The 16995-nt window shown below is 42.5% G+C and carries 13 protein-coding genes, 4 tRNA genes and 1 pseudogene; 6 read left to right on the top strand and 12 right to left on the bottom strand.

The features are described 5' to 3' along the window. Nucleotides 1-64: 64 nt before the first annotated feature. Entirely contained in the window at nucleotides 65-406 is a 342-nt protein-coding gene (locus JMA39_RS11670) for a Grx4 family monothiol glutaredoxin (RefSeq protein ID WP_202722041.1), read from the bottom strand. A gap of 224 nt (nucleotides 407-630) precedes the next feature. On the opposite strand from JMA39_RS11670, the gene sodB reads away from it, so the two are divergent. The 4 genes from sodB (at nucleotide 631) to JMA39_RS11650 (ending at nucleotide 6223) form a co-directional block, all read left to right on the top strand. After that, complete coding sequence (sodB, locus tag JMA39_RS11665) at nucleotides 631-1215, top strand: superoxide dismutase [Fe] (RefSeq protein ID WP_202722040.1); 585 nt, start codon at nucleotides 631-633, stop codon at nucleotides 1213-1215. 228 nt (nucleotides 1216-1443) lie between these two features. Continuing rightward, nucleotides 1444-3378 carry a PrkA family serine protein kinase gene (locus tag JMA39_RS11660; protein ID WP_202722039.1) on the top strand — a complete coding sequence of 645 codons (1935 nt, stop codon included), beginning with the start codon at nucleotides 1444-1446 and terminating at the stop codon, nucleotides 3376-3378. Between the two features lie 49 nt (nucleotides 3379-3427). Further along, entirely contained in the window at nucleotides 3428-4696 is a 1269-nt protein-coding gene (locus tag JMA39_RS11655) for a YeaH/YhbH family protein (RefSeq protein ID WP_202722038.1), read from the top strand. A 9-nt stretch (nucleotides 4697-4705) separates the two neighbouring features. Next, on the top strand, nucleotides 4706-6223 hold the full coding sequence (locus tag JMA39_RS11650; protein WP_202722037.1) for a SpoVR family protein: 1518 nt from the start codon (nucleotides 4706-4708) through the stop codon (nucleotides 6221-6223). Nucleotides 6224-6294: 71 nt separating this feature from the next. Here JMA39_RS11650 and rplY read toward each other — a convergent pair whose 3' ends face one another. The 11 genes and pseudogenes from rplY to JMA39_RS11595 form a co-directional block, all read right to left on the bottom strand. Beyond that, a complete protein-coding gene (rplY, locus tag JMA39_RS11645; RefSeq protein WP_202722036.1) occupies nucleotides 6295-6582 on the bottom strand; it encodes a 50S ribosomal protein L25 in 288 nt (95 codons plus the stop codon). 146 nt (nucleotides 6583-6728) lie between these two features. After that, entirely contained in the window at nucleotides 6729-7220 is a 492-nt protein-coding gene (locus JMA39_RS11640) for a DUF882 domain-containing protein (RefSeq protein ID WP_237732811.1), read from the bottom strand. 191 nt (nucleotides 7221-7411) lie between these two features. Continuing rightward, nucleotides 7412-8725 carry a L,D-transpeptidase family protein gene (locus JMA39_RS11635; protein ID WP_237732795.1) on the bottom strand — a complete coding sequence of 438 codons (1314 nt, stop codon included), beginning with the start codon at nucleotides 8723-8725 and terminating at the stop codon, nucleotides 7412-7414. Nucleotides 8726-8947: 222 nt separating this feature from the next. Continuing rightward, nucleotides 8948-9520: a type II secretion system protein gene (locus tag JMA39_RS11630; RefSeq protein ID WP_202722033.1), complete on the bottom strand. Its 573-nt coding sequence runs from the start codon at nucleotides 9518-9520 to the stop codon at nucleotides 8948-8950. A gap of 1057 nt (nucleotides 9521-10577) precedes the next feature. Beyond that, nucleotides 10578-10663: transfer RNA gene (locus JMA39_RS11625), tRNA-Leu, on the bottom strand. Between the two features lie 85 nt (nucleotides 10664-10748). Beyond that, a tRNA-Cys gene (locus JMA39_RS11620) sits at nucleotides 10749-10822 on the bottom strand. 13 nt (nucleotides 10823-10835) lie between these two features. After that, nucleotides 10836-10911, bottom strand: a tRNA-Gly gene (locus tag JMA39_RS11615). A gap of 152 nt (nucleotides 10912-11063) precedes the next feature. Further along, a complete protein-coding gene (gene pgsA / locus JMA39_RS11610; RefSeq protein WP_202722032.1) occupies nucleotides 11064-11612 on the bottom strand; it encodes a CDP-diacylglycerol--glycerol-3-phosphate 3-phosphatidyltransferase in 549 nt (182 codons plus the stop codon). A gap of 47 nt (nucleotides 11613-11659) precedes the next feature. Further along, nucleotides 11660-13489 carry an excinuclease ABC subunit UvrC gene (gene uvrC / locus JMA39_RS11605; protein WP_202722031.1) on the bottom strand — a complete coding sequence of 610 codons (1830 nt, stop codon included), beginning with the start codon at nucleotides 13487-13489 and terminating at the stop codon, nucleotides 11660-11662. 18 nt (nucleotides 13490-13507) lie between these two features. Next, nucleotides 13508-14152: pseudogene (gene uvrY, locus JMA39_RS11600) on the bottom strand (UvrY/SirA/GacA family response regulator transcription factor). 214 nt (nucleotides 14153-14366) lie between these two features. Beyond that, nucleotides 14367-14457: transfer RNA gene (locus tag JMA39_RS11595), tRNA-Ser, on the bottom strand. 240 nt (nucleotides 14458-14697) lie between these two features. Here JMA39_RS11595 and JMA39_RS11590 point away from each other — a divergent pair. Together JMA39_RS11590 and fabA are read left to right on the top strand one after the other, a co-directional pair. Further along, complete coding sequence (locus tag JMA39_RS11590) at nucleotides 14698-16407, top strand: S16 family serine protease (RefSeq protein WP_202722030.1); 1710 nt, start codon at nucleotides 14698-14700, stop codon at nucleotides 16405-16407. 67 nt (nucleotides 16408-16474) lie between these two features. Beyond that, a complete protein-coding gene (gene fabA / locus JMA39_RS11585) occupies nucleotides 16475-16990 on the top strand; it encodes a bifunctional 3-hydroxydecanoyl-ACP dehydratase/trans-2-decenoyl-ACP isomerase (RefSeq protein WP_202722029.1) in 516 nt (171 codons plus the stop codon). The last annotated feature ends 5 nt before the right edge of the window (nucleotides 16991-16995 follow it).

Genomic DNA, 16995 nt, shown 5'->3' with positions numbered 1-16995 from the left:
AAAGCCCCTATTGGTATCACCATTAGGGGCTTTTTATTAACTAAAGTTTGTAACTTAAAAAAGCTTATGCTTGATCGTCTTCAGTCTTAAATTTAGCCGCTGTTTCTTTGATAAGCGTCTGTAGCTCACCCTTTTGGTACATTTCAGTCAGAATGTCACAACCACCAATCAACTCACCTTCAACCCATAGCTGAGGAAAGGTAGGCCAATTAGCGTATTTTGGTAGCTCAGCACGGATATCTGGGTGCTGAAGGATATCAACAAATGCAAACTGCTCTTCACAGTTGATCATGAGCTGTGCTACCTGAGATGAAAAACCACAACTTGGTAACTTTGGTGAGCCCTTCATGTAAACGATAATTGGGTTTTCAGCAATTTGCTGCTTGATTTTATCTACAGTTTCCATTTTTCTTCCTGATTTAAACATCATTACAATCGCCCCATTGTACGTCAGTATTTCACAGAACAAAAACCTACTTTTTGCAGGGACAATTACTAATAGAAATAATCGATTAAGATAATCGCTCTTTTTGAATAAACAATGATACACTTCACAAGTTTATTAGGTAAAATGTGTCGCAGTGAGCAAGAACGCACAAAATAACAAACCAGAGTTAATGGAGAACAGAAATGGCTTTTGAATTACCAGCATTACCTTACGCAAAGAACGCACTTGAGCCACATATCTCGGAAGAAACAATTAACTTCCATTACGGTAAGCATCACAACACTTACGTTGTAAAGCTTAACGGTTTAGTTGAAGGTACTGAACTTGAGCAGAAGAGCCTAGAAGAGATCATCAAGACCTCTACTGGTGGTATCTTCAATAACGCAGCTCAGATTTGGAATCACACTTTTTACTGGAACTGCCTATCACCAAATGGTGGTGGTGAAGCCACAGGTGCAGTAGCCGATGCTATCAACGCAGCTTTTGGCTCGTTTGAAGCATTTAAGACCCAGTTTACCGATGCAGCGGTTAACAATTTCGGTAGCGCTTGGACATGGCTAGTAAAGAATGCCGATGGCAGCGTTGCTATTGTTAATACAAGTAATGCAGCAACACCACTGACAGACGAAAGTGTGACTCCTATCTTGACTGTTGACGTATGGGAACATGCGTATTACATCGATTATCGTAACGTGCGCCCTGACTATTTAGCGCACTTCTGGGAGTTGGTTAACTGGGATTTTGTTAACGCAAACTTCGCAGGTTAACTATTTAACTTCGCCATTAATTAAAGGGAGCCTTAGGGCTCCTTTTTTATGACCTGTAAAAACCTTAGGCTTTTATATCAAGTGCAATAATTGCAAATGCAACTATTTCTTGTTGTTTTTATTTAGTTTTTTACAACACATGTCTCATTTAACGTCTAACATTAAAGGTAGGAGGTGCACTTTATTCACCTCTAAACTGACTATTTTTGCGTTTCAGGGGGCCTGATTATGAGTATATTTGAGCATTACCAACAGCGCTATGAAAAGAAGCTTGATGAAGAATATTCATTAGAAGACTTTTTAGCTATCTGTAAAAAAGACAGAAGCGCCTATGCTTCGGCAGCTGAGCGTTTATTAATGGCCATCGGTGAACCAGAACTCATCGATACTTCTAAAGATCCTGTTCTCAGCCGCCTATTTTCAAACCGTCTAATTTCTCGTTACCCAGCATTTAAAGACTTTTACGGTATGGAAGAGGCGATTGAGCAGATTGTTGCATATTTAAAACATTCAGCTCAAGGGTTAGAGGAATCAAAGCAGATCCTCTACCTGCTTGGCCCTGTGGGTGGTGGTAAGTCATCGCTGGCAGAAAAACTTAAAGCCTTAATGCAAAATGTACCAATCTACGTTCTTACGGCCGATGGCGTTCGTAGTCCTGTAAACGACCATCCATTCTGTCTATTTAATATCGATGAAGACGGGGCGATTCTTAAGCAGGAATATGAGATCCCAGAGCGTTATCTCAAAACTATCATGTCACCCTGGGCGGTGAAGCGCTTACATGAGTTTGGCGGTGATATATCTAAATTTAAAGTCGTTAAGGTATATCCCTCAATTCTCGATCAGTTAGCCATTGCGAAAACCGAACCCGGCGATGAGAACAATCAAGACATCTCCTCACTCGTAGGTAAGGTCGATATCCGTCAACTCGAACACTTTGCCCAACATGACGCTGATGCTTACTCCTACTCAGGAGCCTTATGTCGTGCCAATCAAGGTTTGATGGAGTTTGTGGAGATGTTCAAGGCACCAATTAAGGTACTACATCCACTTTTGACTGCGACACAGGAGGGTAATTATAACGGCACAGAGGGGCTATCCGCCCTGCCCTTTAGTGGTATTATCCTTGCTCACTCCAACGAGTCTGAGTGGACAACCTTTAGAAATAACAAAACCAACGAGGCTTTTCTTGACCGTGTTTATATTGTCAAAGTGCCTTATTGCCTCAGAATTTCAGAGGAAGTACGGATCTATCAGAAGTTACTTGCTAACTCTGAATTAGCTAACACTCCTTGTGCACCAGGAACGTTGGAAACCTTGGCACAATTTAGTGTGCTATCTAGGGTTGTGGCTCCAGAAAACTCATCGATTTACTCTAAGATGCGTGTGTATGACGGTGAGAGTTTAAAAGACACAGATCCAAAAGCCAAATCCTATCAAGAATACCGTGATTATGCAGGTGTAGATGAAGGCATGCAGGGATTATCCACCCGTTTTGCCTTTAAGATCCTTTCAAGGGTGTTTAACTTCGATCACACCGAAATTGCGGCAAATCCAGTACACCTTTTTTATGTCTTAGAACGTCAAATTGAGCAAGAGCAGTTCCCATCAGAGGCTGCAGAGCGCTATCTTGAGTTCTTAAAAGGCTACCTTATCCCTAAATATGTAGAGTTTATCGGTAAAGAGATCCAAACAGCTTATTTAGAGTCTTACTCTGAATATGGTCAAAATATTTTCGATCGCTACGTTACCTACGCCGACTTCTGGATTCAGGATCAAGAGTATCGCGATCCAGAAACAGGACAGTTATTTGATCGCGCAGCGTTGAACTCTGAGCTAGAGAAAATCGAAAAGCCTGCCGGGATCAGTAATCCAAAGGACTTCAGAAACGAAATCGTTAACTTCGTATTACGTGCTAGAGCAAACAACGAAGGTACAAACCCGTTATGGACCAGTTACGAAAAGCTGAGAACCGTTATCGAGAAGAAGATGTTCTCTAACACCGAAGATCTGTTACCTGTTATCTCTTTCAACGGTAAAACTTCGACAGACGATCAGCGTAAACATGACGACTTTGTCAATCGCATGATGGAAAAAGGCTACACCCAAAAACAAGTAAGACTCCTTTCAGAGTGGTATTTGAGAGTAAGAAAGTCTTCGTAAAAAGCCCTAAGGGGAGGTTTCTCCCCTTCTAATTGGCTAGGAGGTGCGCATGACAAGTTTCATTGATAGAAGGCTTAACTCTAAGGGTAAGAGCACGGTTAATCGACAGCGCTTTATCAATCGCTATAAAAAGCAGATAAAAAAAGCCGTTAGTGATGCCGTCACCCATCGTAGCGTTACCGATGTCGACAAGGGTGAGAAGATCAGTATTCCGACCAGAGACATCACTGAGCCCACCTTTCATCAAGGTAATGGCGGTGTTCGAGAGCGAGTTCACCCGGGAAATGATAAATTTGCTCGAGGAGACCAAATCGAGCGTCCACCATCTGGTCAAGGCCAAGGTGCGGGTCAAGGTGAAGCCTCTGACTCTGGTGAGGGTCAAGATGACTTTGTATTTCAGATCTCAAAAGATGAATATCTTGAACTTCTGTTTGAAGATCTAGAACTACCGAACCTCCAGAACAATCGTTTAAATAAACTGGTTGAATATCAGGTCTATCGTGCAGGTTTTACCAATGATGGCGTACCGGCCAATATCAATATTGTGCGCTCACTTCGTTCATCACTCGCTCGAAGAACTGCGATGACTTCGACTAAGAAAGCTAAGTTAAAGGCGCTTGAGGAGGAGTTAGCGTTACTAGAGAATACCCCCGGCTCTAAGGCCGAACGTATTCTTACGCTTAAGGATGAGATAGCCGATCTTAAACAGCGAATTAAGAAAGTTCCATTTATTGATACTTTTGACCTTCGCTACAACAACTTCGCCAAGCGCGAGGTACCGTCAAGCCAAGCGGTTATGTTTTGCTTAATGGATGTATCGGGTTCCATGGATCAAGCAACCAAAGACATGGCAAAACGCTTCTATATACTACTCTATCTATTCTTGACACGGACCTACAAGAATCTTGAGGTGGTGTATATTCGTCATCATACCCAAGCTAAGGAGGTCGATGAGCACGAGTTTTTCTATTCTCAAGAAACTGGTGGCACCATAGTATCGAGTGCGCTTAAGTTGATGCATGAAATTCAACAAAAGCGTTATCCCGAAAATGAGTGGAACATCTATGCGGCCCAAGCATCTGATGGCGACAACTGGGCAGATGACTCCCCCTCTTGTCATGAGATCTTAGAGAAGCAGTTACTGCCCGTTGTTCGTTATTTTAGCTACATAGAGATCACCAATCGCGCTCATCAGACACTCTGGCGCGAATATGAAGATCTACAGAAGTCTCACAGCAATATTGCCGTACAACATATAAAACAAGCTGAAGACATCTACCCAGTATTTAGAGAGTTATTTAAAAAGCAGGCTGTTTAGGGGGCGATTATGGAAAATCCAAACAAGAGAACACCATTAGACGATGGCCCAGATTGGAACTTCGACTTATTACAGACCTACCTTACTGAAATTGAGCGGGTGGCAGATTTTTATCGTTTAGATGCCTACCCTAACCAAATTGAAGTGATTACCGCAGAACAGATGATGGATGCCTACGCAGGTATTGGAATGCCCATCGGCTACACACATTGGTCATTTGGTAAACGTTTTATTGAAACAGAGCAGGGATATAAGCGTGGGCAAATGGGCTTAGCTTATGAAATTGTCATCAACTCCGACCCCTGTATTGCCTATTTAATGGAAGAGAACACCATCACCATGCAGGCACTGGTGATGGCTCATGCAAGTTTCGGTCATAATAGTTTTTTTAAAGGTAACTACCTGTTTAAAACTTGGACTGATGCTAGCTCAATTATTGACTACCTTGTATTTGCTAGAAATTACATCAGCGAGTGTGAAGAGCTTTATGGCATTGAAAAAGTAGAGGGAATTATCGACTCCTGCCATGCGCTCATGAGTTATGGTGTCGATCGGTATAAACGTCCCAGTGAGATCTCTTTCAAAGAGGAGAAGATGCGCCAAAAAGATAGAGAGGCTTATCTTCAGAGTCAGGTAAATGAGCTTTGGCGCACCATACCCGATCTGCCACAGGAGGAGGTAAAAGAGGAAGCAAAGCACTTTCCGTCTGAGCCACAAGAGAATATTCTATATTTTATAGAAAAGAATGCCCCCCTACTTGAACCATGGCAACGAGAGATAGTGCGGATTGTCAGAAAAATGGGGCAATACTTCTATCCGCAAAAACAAACTCAGGTAATGAATGAGGGCTGGGCAACATTTTGGCACTATACCATCCTCAATCACCTTTATGATGAGGGGTTAGTAACGGACCGTTTCATGCTGGAGTTTTTACAAAGCCACACCAACGTGGTCGCCCAACCTAGCTACAATAGTCCCTATTACAGCGGTATTAATCCCTATGCATTAGGCTTTAATATGTTTGTCGATATTAGACGGATCTGTGAAAATCCAACCGATGAAGATAGACAGTGGTTTCCGGAAATAGCAGGCAGTGATTGGCTGACAACGTTACACTTCGCCATGGAAAACTTTAAGGATGAAAGTTTTATCAGTCAGTACCTTTCGCCTAATATCATCAGGCAGTTTAAGCTTTTTTCGGTTTTAGATGATGATAGAAAAAACCACATCAGTGTTTCGGCTATTCACGATGAAGAGGGATATAAAGAGATCAGGCAGAAATTATCGCAACAGTATAACCTGTCTAATTTGGAACCTAATATTCAAGTACAGAATGTAGAAGTCACTGGTGATCGTTCTATCACCTTAAGATATGTACCGAACTCTAGGATCCCGCTGGCGGAAACTTGCCATGAAGTGGTTAAGCATCTGCATAGACTTTGGGGATTTGACGTAAAACTTGAGCAATATGATGATGGTAAATCCCACATCATCGCCTCCTGCCCAGAGAAAGCCGAAGCACCATAGCTTAATCTTTGACTAAAGTTAGACATAAAAAAAGCGCCTAATTAGGCGCTTTTATCAAATCAACTTAACAATTAAGCGAATTTGAAGTCAACGTGTTCAATCATTGGCTTGAACGCGTGGCGTTGCATGTCTTGAACGCGAACTTTAACATCTTTACCTTCTAGAGCGATAGTTAGCTCAGAAGTGTAGAAATCTTGGTTCTCTTGGATGTTGATGATATCTTTGTGTTCAAAAACAATAGAGATAGCTTCTTTACCTGGACCATAGATAACACCAGGAACTTTTTTCGCATGACGTAGGCGGCGGCTCGAACCTTTCCCGATTTCTGTACGAACTTGTGCTGCGATAGTGTAAGACATATTTAACTCACTTAATAAAAAGATATAAAATAACGGCCACGATTTTCGACCAACCATGACCTGCTAAAAGCGGGCGGATTCTACCATAAAACATTTCACTTCACAAAGACTATCACGCCCACAATTGAACTTTGTTTCAAGCGAAATTACCAGTGCCTAACCGGACCAGTATCGATATGAACAAAGCCAGAGTTTGGATAATATCCGACACCGCCAAGTTTAAGCTCTATAGCCGCTTCTCGAATATGAGCAAGTTTTACACCCGGCAGGGCAAGATCTAACGCCATACCTTTCATATGATAGCTTTTTTTGGCCACGCCATTACTCTGCTTTGCTAGCATTGCATTGGTTTTCGGTGAGCGATAGCCTGATATTACATGCAGATCATCTTTAAAACTCAATGACTCTCTTAATTGATAAGCAAAATCAAATAAGCGCTTATCCATTGGTGCGGATTCATTTTGACGGTGATCACGAAGGATCTGACTAAAGTCAGTCAAAATTTGACTCTGATAATCACCATCTACCCAGTAGCTTCCCTGCCCGCGTTCACCGGTATGACGATTATAAAACCCTAGGCTTCTAACTCCCTTGGTTGAACGACTTGCTTGTGCTTTAGAAGGCAACATAGAAAACATCGCTACGCCGCCTAAACCTAATAATAACTGTCTACGAGAGGAACATACTACTGACACACTTACACCACTGACTACTTTTCCAACAACTGGCAGAAAATTACCTCGTTGGTTCCAAGAAAGCAAGCAATTATACTAAATTAGTAAAAACTGCATTATAAGTCGTTGATCTATGCTTGTCAGATGGCTGTGACCTAAGAGCCAGCCTGCATTTGATAGATATCATTTCTATACTGCACTTGATTGGAATCGTCTATCCAAGCTGTCCAATAAACTAAATGCACATCAAGCGTTGAGTTCAGTGCAAACCATTGGGTCCGGTTTCGATCTGCATGCCTATCAACCCAAGTTTGCTTATCTTTAACTAAGTTTGCGGCCATCCAATTTGCCAATCCCTCAACATTCTCGACTCGTATGCAGCCTGATGAGAGGGCTCGATTACTTCGCTGAAACAATCTAGGATCAGAAGTATCATGCAGATAAACACTAAACTCATTCGGAAAGTAGAACTTGTATCGTCCAAGTGTATTATTACTTCCAGGACGTTGTACAAACCTAAATGGAAATGGCCCTTTAGCTAAATCACGCCACTGCTCGGGCGTTCTTACAACCAAATTATTATTTCGGTCATACACATCGAAGTTACGCTCCGCAATATAGTTTCCATCTTTTCTAACCTGAGGTAATAGGTCGTTATAAAGAATTTTTTTAGGGACTCGCCAGCTTGGGTTAATGACTACATTAGAAATGGAACTACTGAGAAGCGGTGTTGGCCTGTAGGGCTTGCCCACTATTACTCGAGAAACTAATTCAACTTTTCCATTATTGAACAGTTCCATTTCAAATGCAGGCACATTAATCACCAGGAAACGATCGCCTCTCTGCGCCATAAACTCGGCTCTGTTTACAAAGTTTTTAGCTAAAATTGATGCTCGTTTTTTAGGGGACACATTGAGCCACTTTAACGTTTCAGGTCCTATGATCCCATCGGCTTTCAAACCATGACGGCCCTGGAACCGCTTAATAGCATCTACAATAGCGGGGCTCAAACGAGTCGATTCGGTAACTGCAACTTTAGCATCACCGAGTAACCATAGCCGCCTAAGCACCACAGGAACGATTGCATCCATTTGGTTAGGTCTAACCAAGTGGTCAAGCTCAATCGGCTGCCACCAATCCTGTTCAGCTAACCATTGCAAGTGACGAATACGATTTTGAAGCTCAAGATAACCTGCTAATTGAGGCTCTATTGCCATCGCTCTAACAAAAGGATCTTTGGTCTGGGTTAACTCTTCACTTCGTATGGGTATTTGGCGCTGAAACCAAAACTGAGCAATATCAGACTCGATGATTATCAATTGTTCTACTGATAAACTAGACTTAAAAAGTAGTTGTTTATATTCATTAAACTTGTCGCTATTTTCGACTAAGGCGAGTAAAGAGACCTGCTGATATAATAATTTTTGAGCACTCTTCATCCGCTCATTTGCAGGTGAAGTAAAAGTCATAAACAACAATGCTATACAGCAAATAACACTAACAACTCGCATTTAACCGCCCCATCATCGCCAATATTTAAAGTATGGCAAACAATTATGTTTTGTATATGACGGGTCAAAAATTAAGTCGCCAAGTTTGTAAGTTGGCATTTATGGTGGGCGTTATGGCATAAAAAAGCTCCTGCGTAGAGGAGCATTTTAAAACTTTTATAAGCCATTGTCTTAAAGGGATTAGTTTACACTAAGCTCACCTTTACCAACTTCAGTCTTTCCTGTTGCAGGATAGTACTTCAATTGCCAATTTTTAACACCTTGGCTACGATCATCTGCAATATAGTTGTAATAACAATAGGTATTACTCGAGCTCAACGGCCCTCCTGAGTACCAATAAATGATGTCATCTCCCTTGTCAAAGGTGTTATTGCCATGGCTTTCTAACGTATATTCATCGTTATCTAGCAAGCCTTGCCAAATCTCTTTGCAATACTCTCCCTGTAGCTTTGTACCATTATCGCTCTGTGAGGTATCTTTCCCCAGAGGGTAGCCTGTTACTGAAGAGTCGAGTGTACCATCGCCATAGCAAGCTAAATCCACTTGGTAACCACTCTTCCCCGATGTTAACCAGCAGCTGTGGTACAGTTTCACAGCTGAAGTAAAACTACCAAAAGCACTTTTGATCGATGCGTCATGAGCATCTTGGCTGAGGTTAATAAATTTGGGAGCGGCGATAACGGCTAAAATCCCTAACACTATGATGACGACCACTAACTCAATTAGGGTAAAACCTTTAGCTAATACTTTCATAGGAAAATCCATTACAATGAGATCGATGACAATATAACGCGCAAATTCAGTTTCGTCACTTGGGATTAATTAAGTTTAGTAAAATCAGTTGAGATTAAACAATTTGAATTTTCATTTTTGATGTGAAAACCTGTTTTATTCTAGATTAATCACTCTGAAGCAAGAAGGTGCAGCCCCTAGCCCTATCCCTAGCACACATGAGTATACACGTCTTGCTTTATGAGAGTATCAGGCGTCTGTTATAAAAGTAATCCCCTTGAACTCTCTTCATCAGCGGCAAATATCAGCCATAAAAAACTAGCTCGATAGCCTACTCTTCAATAGAAGTGCTACCCGTGGTTAAACTTCAACTGGCACGCCTTACTTTGTAAAGAGTGCGAGGCATCCCTTATAACTTGTGTTTCGCCTTAAACAACAGATACAAAAAAGCCCCTACAGTGTCGCGGCTTCTCTGCAACTCTACAAGAGAGTTATTGGTACCCGTGGCCAGACTTGAACTAACACATCTATTCTGTGAGGCAGAACTTATAAAAAGTAAATCCCTTGGGATATGAAATCTCAAATTTCAGACGTAAAAAAATCAGCTCTAGGCTGGTTAAGTCACTCTTCGTAAAAAGATGGTACCCGTGGCCAGACTTGAACTGGCACGCCTATTCAACGAGGCATCTCTTATAAAAAATAAATCTCTTGTGCTTTTGTTGTAAACGCCAGATACAAAAAAGCCCCGACAGTGTCGAGGCTTCTCTGCAACTCTACAAGAGAGTTATTTGGTACCCGTGGCCAGACTTGAACTAACACATCTATTCAGTGAGGCACCTCTTATAAAAAGTAAATCCCTTGGGATATAAAATCTCAAATTTCAGATGTAAAAAACCAGCTCTAGGCTGGTTTAGTCACTCTTCTAAAAGAAGATGGTACCCGTGGCCAGACTTGAACTGGCACGCCTATTCAACGAGACATCTCTTATAAAAAATAAATCTCTTGTGCTTTTAAGCGCCAGATACAAAAAAGCCCCGACAGTGTCGAGGCTTCTCTGCAACTCTACAAGAGAGTTATTTGGTACCCGTGGCCAGACTTGAACTGGCACGCTTATTCAGCGAGGGATTTTAAATCCCTTGTGTCTACCGATTCCACCACACGGGCAAACTCTTTGACTCTGATGATACATATTGTCGGTATCAATATTGCCTAACCAGATTAAGGTTAAACTCATCAAACTCTTAATTTGTGGAGGCGCGACCCGGAGTCGAACCGAGATCGACGGATTTGCAATCCGCAGCATAGCCATTCTGCCATCGCGCCACATGGTTTAAATTGGAGCGACATATCGGGTTCGAACCGATGACCTATACCTTGGCAAGGTATCGCTCTACCAACTGAGCTAATGTCGCATTTCAATTTAAACTGTATTCAAGTTCTTGCTTAGTTCGCTTCCCCTTGACTACGGAATGGCATTCTACCGATTTACTTCTAAGAGTCAACGCTATATTTATAGATAAATAACCGTTTGCGCACTATTTGATCTTATCGTTGATTTAACAGACTATTCGGCCGTCAAATCTTTCCAAGCGGCTAGAATGTAGCTAACCATAGACCAGAATGTCAGAACCGCAGCCACATAAAACAGCGCAAACGCAGCATAAGTTAATAGTTCATTCGGTTGCCAAATCAATCCTGTGATTGCGATCATCTGTGCAGCGGTTTTATATTTACCAATCCAAGAAACCGCAACAGCTCCTCTCTTGCCAATTTCAGCCATCCACTCTCGCAGGGCCGAAATCACGATTTCACGGCCAATCATAAATAACGCGGGTAGTGTCAGCCAAATATTGCTGTATTCAGAAATCAATAAGACTAGCGCCGTTGTCACCATAATTTTATCGGCAACAGGATCGAGAAAGGCACCAAAACGGGTCGACTGCTTTAATTTCCTCGCAGCGTAACCATCTAACGCATCTGTTACCGCAGCAAGCCAAAACACAAATGCAGCAGCAAAGGGTGACCAAGGTGCTGGTATATAAAAAAGTACAACAAAAACAGGTAACAGTAATAACCTGAACAATGTTAACGCAATAGGAATGTTAAACGGCATTTTAGAACCTAATATTCAAAAGCAGCGCCAATCTTGCCTTAATTTTGTTACCCTCGCAATGCATCATGTATCGTTTGTGCCATTTCTAAGCTAATACCGGGCACTTTTACCAATTCAGACACACTTGCACCTTTAACTTCCTGCAAACCACCCAAATATTGCAGTAGCGCTTTGCGCCGTTTAGGTCCCACTCCGGCTATCGACTCTAAGGTAGAGGTGTTGCGCGTTTTCTGGCGTTTATTTCTATGGCCTGTAATAGCAAAACGATGGGACTCATCTCGAATATGTTGAATGAGATGCAAAGCGCCTGAATCTGCAGGTAGTGTGAATGATTCTTCATTCTCACCATAGATCAATGTTTCTAGGCCTGGCTTACGCCCTTCTCCTTTCGCCACACCGATTAAGGTCGGCGCATTGTCTAACGCGACAAATTTCTCATCTACTATTTTCTGAGCGATTCGTAACTGCCCTATTCCGCCATCAATAAACAGGATATCGGGGACTTTGCCACCACTACCAATTTTATCAAAACGTCGGGTTATCGCCTGTTTCATTGCGGCGTAGTCATCGCCTGGGGTGATCCCAGTAATATTATAGCGTCGATAGTCAGCTTTGCTTGGCCCCTCTCGATTAAACACCACACAGGAGGCTACTGTGCTCTCCCCCATTGTATGGCTAATATCAAAACACTCCATGCGCTGAATTTTATTTGTCGACTCAATCGCCTCTTCTAGAAGAAGGAAGCGCTGCTCAACTGTATTCTTGTGAGAAAGTCGCGTATTAACGGCATTAGTCGCATTGGTCAATGCCAAGCGTAAAAAGCTTGCTCGCTCACCACGAACCTGTGTTTTTATCTCAACTTTCTTATTTTGAGCGGTTTTAATTGCGTCAGCAAGTTCATTTTGCTCCTCGAACGGCTCACTGATTAAGATCTCTTTTGGCGTTAATCGCTGGCTATCCGAGTTAAGGTAGAACTGCAGCATAAACGAGCGCAATACCTCTGACACTTCGGTATTGACCGGAACCTTAGGATAATAACTGCGGCTACCGAAAATCTTACCCTCCCGGATAAATAGCAGATGAAAACAAGCCACACCGGAAGCATAATATGCACCTATTACATCCATATCGCCCGAAGCGTTTGATACCTCTTGCTGCTCAGAGACCCGTCTTAAGGCGGTAATTTGATCTCGATAGAGCGCAGCCTGTTCATAACGCATATCGGCCGCAGCATGTTCCATTTTGTCAACCAGCACCGACATCACCTGCTGATTCTTGCCTTTTAAAAACAGAGTCGCGAGCCTAACCTGTTCTTGATAATCTTGTGATGAAATCTTACCTACACACGGTGCACTACACCGACCAATCTGGTATTGCAAACAAGGCCGCGAACGAGCTTTATAGTAAAGATCGTCACACTGCCTTATCGGGAATATTTTCTGCATTAAATGCAGGCTTTCTCGTACGGCGCCGCCATTAGGATACGGGCCAAAGTATTGCCCCTTATCACGCTTAGCACCGCGGTGGTACGCCAAGCGAGGATATTTGTGGTCACTTAGAAGAATATAGGGATAAGACTTATCGTCGCGCAGCAATACATTGTATTTAGGCATGTACTGCTTGATATAATCATTTTCCAATATCAAGGCATCGGTTTCACTATGAGTCACAGTGACGTCGATATTAGCGATATGGGACACCAATGCCTGAGTTTTAACATTGGCTAAATTTTTGCGGAAGTAAGAGGAAAGTCGCTTCTTTAAATCTTTGGCTTTCCCCACATAAATAACAACACCTTTATCATCATACATCCGATATACACCGGGTGATGATGTCACTGTCTTTAAAAATTGTTCGGCATTAAATGCATCAGACATAAGTTGGGAGCTAAATTCTTAAAATTGTCCTGTATCCAACATTTTATACCGGATAGCCAAGCGAGTCAGCTCAACATCTCCACCTATACCCAATTTGGCGAATAAACGGTAACGATAGCTATTGACGGTTTTAGGGCTTAGATTTAATTGTTCAGAGATCTCACTCACTTTTTGACCATTAGTGATCATCAGCATGATCTGCAGTTCTCTTTCCGATAACGACTTAAATGGATTCTCTTCAGATTGGTTAAATTGACTCAAGGCCATCTGCTGGGCAATTTCTGGTGACAGATATCTCTGCCCATGAGCCACCTACCTAATCGCCTGTAAGACTTCAGGAGAAGTCGCCCCTTTGGTCAGGTAACCTGATGCCCCCGCTTGCATCACTTTAGTCGGAAAAGGATCTTCGGTATGAATGGTGAGTACAATAATTTTTGCATGAGCCTGAAAACGTAGGATCTTACGTGTTGCCTCCAAACCACCGATGCCGGGCATATTCATATCCATCAAAATAACATCGGCTTCATTCTTACGGCACCACTGGACAGCGGTTTCGCCATCTCCGGCCTCACCCACGACTTTAATGCCACGTTCGTCTTCGAGGATCCGTCGAATGCCGGTTCTTACTAACTCATGGTCATCAACTAAATATACAGAGATCAAAGTCGCCTTACCCTTCGCAGTTCAACTTAAAATCTGCTAATTAACAGACATCAAATCGATAATGTTATAAAGGTTAATTTATCGCATCTAACTGAATATAGAAAGTAAAATTTATCTAAAATGAATAAGATAGAGGAAGGGGATACCATTAAGATTCAATAACTTAATGATGAAAATGCAAAAAGGCAGCCTTTTGGGCTACCTTTTCTAAATATGGCGGAGAGATAGGGATTTGAACCCTAGATGGGCTACAAACCCATGCCGGTTTTCAAGACCGGTGCATTCGACCACTCTGCCATCTCTCCGAACGAGGTAAATATTAGGTGTTTCCTTTAGTGATGTAAACCCATTTCCAGCAAAAAAGCTCCCAAACGCGCTCTACCGCTCAACTATTGATCGATAAGTTCTGAAGCGGCTCTCTATCGTCTAACTTAACAACTCCAATATCACTCGGATGCACTCAAATATATAAGCAAAACGTTAACAGTCAAAGCCTGCTTAAAAATGTGCTAGTATCTCCCTACTAAAACTAGACATATACATTTATGAACTCAAACGTTATTCCTGCTTCTGCTCTTCTTCCCAGTTTCAACCTTGCTGCTGAACAGGCGTTCATCTCAAGCCCCAAGGCAGATCTACTCGGTCAAGAGCGCAGCCTAGACGCATTTCGCTTACTCACTGAGACAGATAATCAGCATATGTTTTTGGCTGATTATTTTGGTTGTAACCGAAAGCGAATTATCGATGCCTTAGTTAAAGAGCAAGGACAGCTTCAAACATCTTGCTTAATCCTTGATGAAGATAACGTCACAACTTGGGTTGAACATGAAGTACAGCAAAGTAAAGTGCTTGCCACCAAGACTCACCAGTATCAATATCTGTCGGGCTCCATACGCAAGGCCGATTTAATTGGTCGCTATAACAGCGAAACAAAAACTTATGAAGCCGGAATGCTAGCCAGCAGCCACTATCTTTTTATCTGCGCCGACTCTTTGTGGAAAAAAGAAAACCTGTGGGATCTGCTACTCGAAATACTCGACAAGCAAACTTATCATGTCCACTCACAGCTACCCGCTGTCGCTTTAAAGTGCAAAATTGTGCTTATTGGCTCTAGCCATCAATATGGTAGTTGCTGGTTGGGTGAACCGAGCTTCTCACGCCACTTCCCACTGCTTGGCGAGTTGATCAATGAGATGGATCTGTCCGAACATTCAGCATTAGATTACTGCCACTGGCTAGCTCATATATTCAATGATCTTAATATCAGCCTCACCCGCTCAGCACTGCTGTTGCTGCTACAATACAGCTCAAAACTAGCGGATCATCAGCAGCGCCTTAGCCTCATGGCGATAAACATTGAACAGCTGTTGGCTCAAGCTAAAGCCTATGCCCAAAGCCTTGAGATCTCTGAGCAGGTGTTACTGCACAGCATTGCCATGATTAATCAGCGTCATAATGCATCGGAGAAACTCTCGGAGCAGAATTTTGATGACCTTTTTATCAACCTACCTACTCAAGATGAAATCATAGGTCAGATAAATGGTTTGACCGTAGTTGAAAATGCTGAATTTAGTTACGGTGAACCGGCTCGAATTACCGCATCTGTTCATTATGGCGATGGGGAAGTTGCCGATATTGAGCGTAAATCAGAATTAGGCGGCAATATTCACGCAAAGGGAATGATGATCCTCTCTGCATGCCTCTATCGGATCTTCGGTAAAGATGCCCCACTACACCTCAATGCCAATATTGTTTTTGAACAATCCTACCAGGAGATCGATGGTGATAGTGCATCTCTTGCAGAATATTGTTGTTTGATTTCAGCTATTTCAGAAAAGCCAATTAAGCAAAGCTTGGCAGCGACTGGCGCTATTGACCAATTTGGTAATGTTCAAGCCATTGGTGGCGTAAACGAAAAAATTGAAGGCTTCTTTAAGCTGTGTAAACGTCGAGGACTCACTGGGCAGCAAGGTGTTATTATCCCTAGCTCTAACATGCAGCAACTCAATTTGCATCACGATGTAGTCGAAGCGATTACGGCTGGAAAGTTCACCTTATATCAAGTGAAGCATATTGATGAAGCCGTCGAGATCTTGATGCAAACCCAAGCCGGAACTGCCGATGAAGACAACCAATTCCCTGAAGAGTCACTCTATGGCCTGGTGCAATCACGCTTAGAAAGTTTGGCTGGCTACCAAGAAGAGGACAAGAGCCTTTTTGCAAGATTGATCGAAAAATTAAGATTTTCTAGCTGATCGGAGTTGTTTAGCGTACACGTGTTCGCTAACCTTGGCAGCTCAAATTGCTGGAGTATCAAAAATAATGAGTAACGCAAACAGTTTTACCAAAGAAGATCTTATTGCCTGTGGACTTGGCAAACTATTCGGACCGAACTCTCCGAGATTACCGAAAGACAACATGTTGATGATCGACCGTGTTCTTAAGATTAACGCGGATGGTGGTGAATATGGTAAGGGTGAAATTGTTGCAGAACTCGATATTAATCCTGAACTTTGGTTCTTTGACTGCCACTTCGCAGGCGATCCGGTTATGCCGGGCTGTTTAGGTCTGGATGCTATGTGGCAGCTAGTCGGTTTCTTTCTTGGATGGGAAGGCGCTGAGGGCAAAGGACGTGCGCTAGGTGTCGGTGAAGTCAAATTTACTGGACAGGTACTGCCTGAGGCAAAAAAAGTCACCTACAAGCTCACCATAAAACGTAAGGTATACCGTAAACTCGTTATGGGTATCGCAGATGCTACGATGGAAGTGGATGGTCGTGAGATCTACAGTGCAAAAGATCTTAAAGTTGGCATCTTTACTGATACCACAAGCTTCTAATTGGC

Origin of the sequence: Shewanella schlegeliana (assembly GCF_016765635.1) — a bacterium.
In the GTDB taxonomy this organism is placed as follows: Bacteria; Pseudomonadota; Gammaproteobacteria; order Enterobacterales; family Shewanellaceae; genus Shewanella; species Shewanella schlegeliana.
This window is presented reverse-complemented; position numbering and strand designations above follow the sequence as displayed.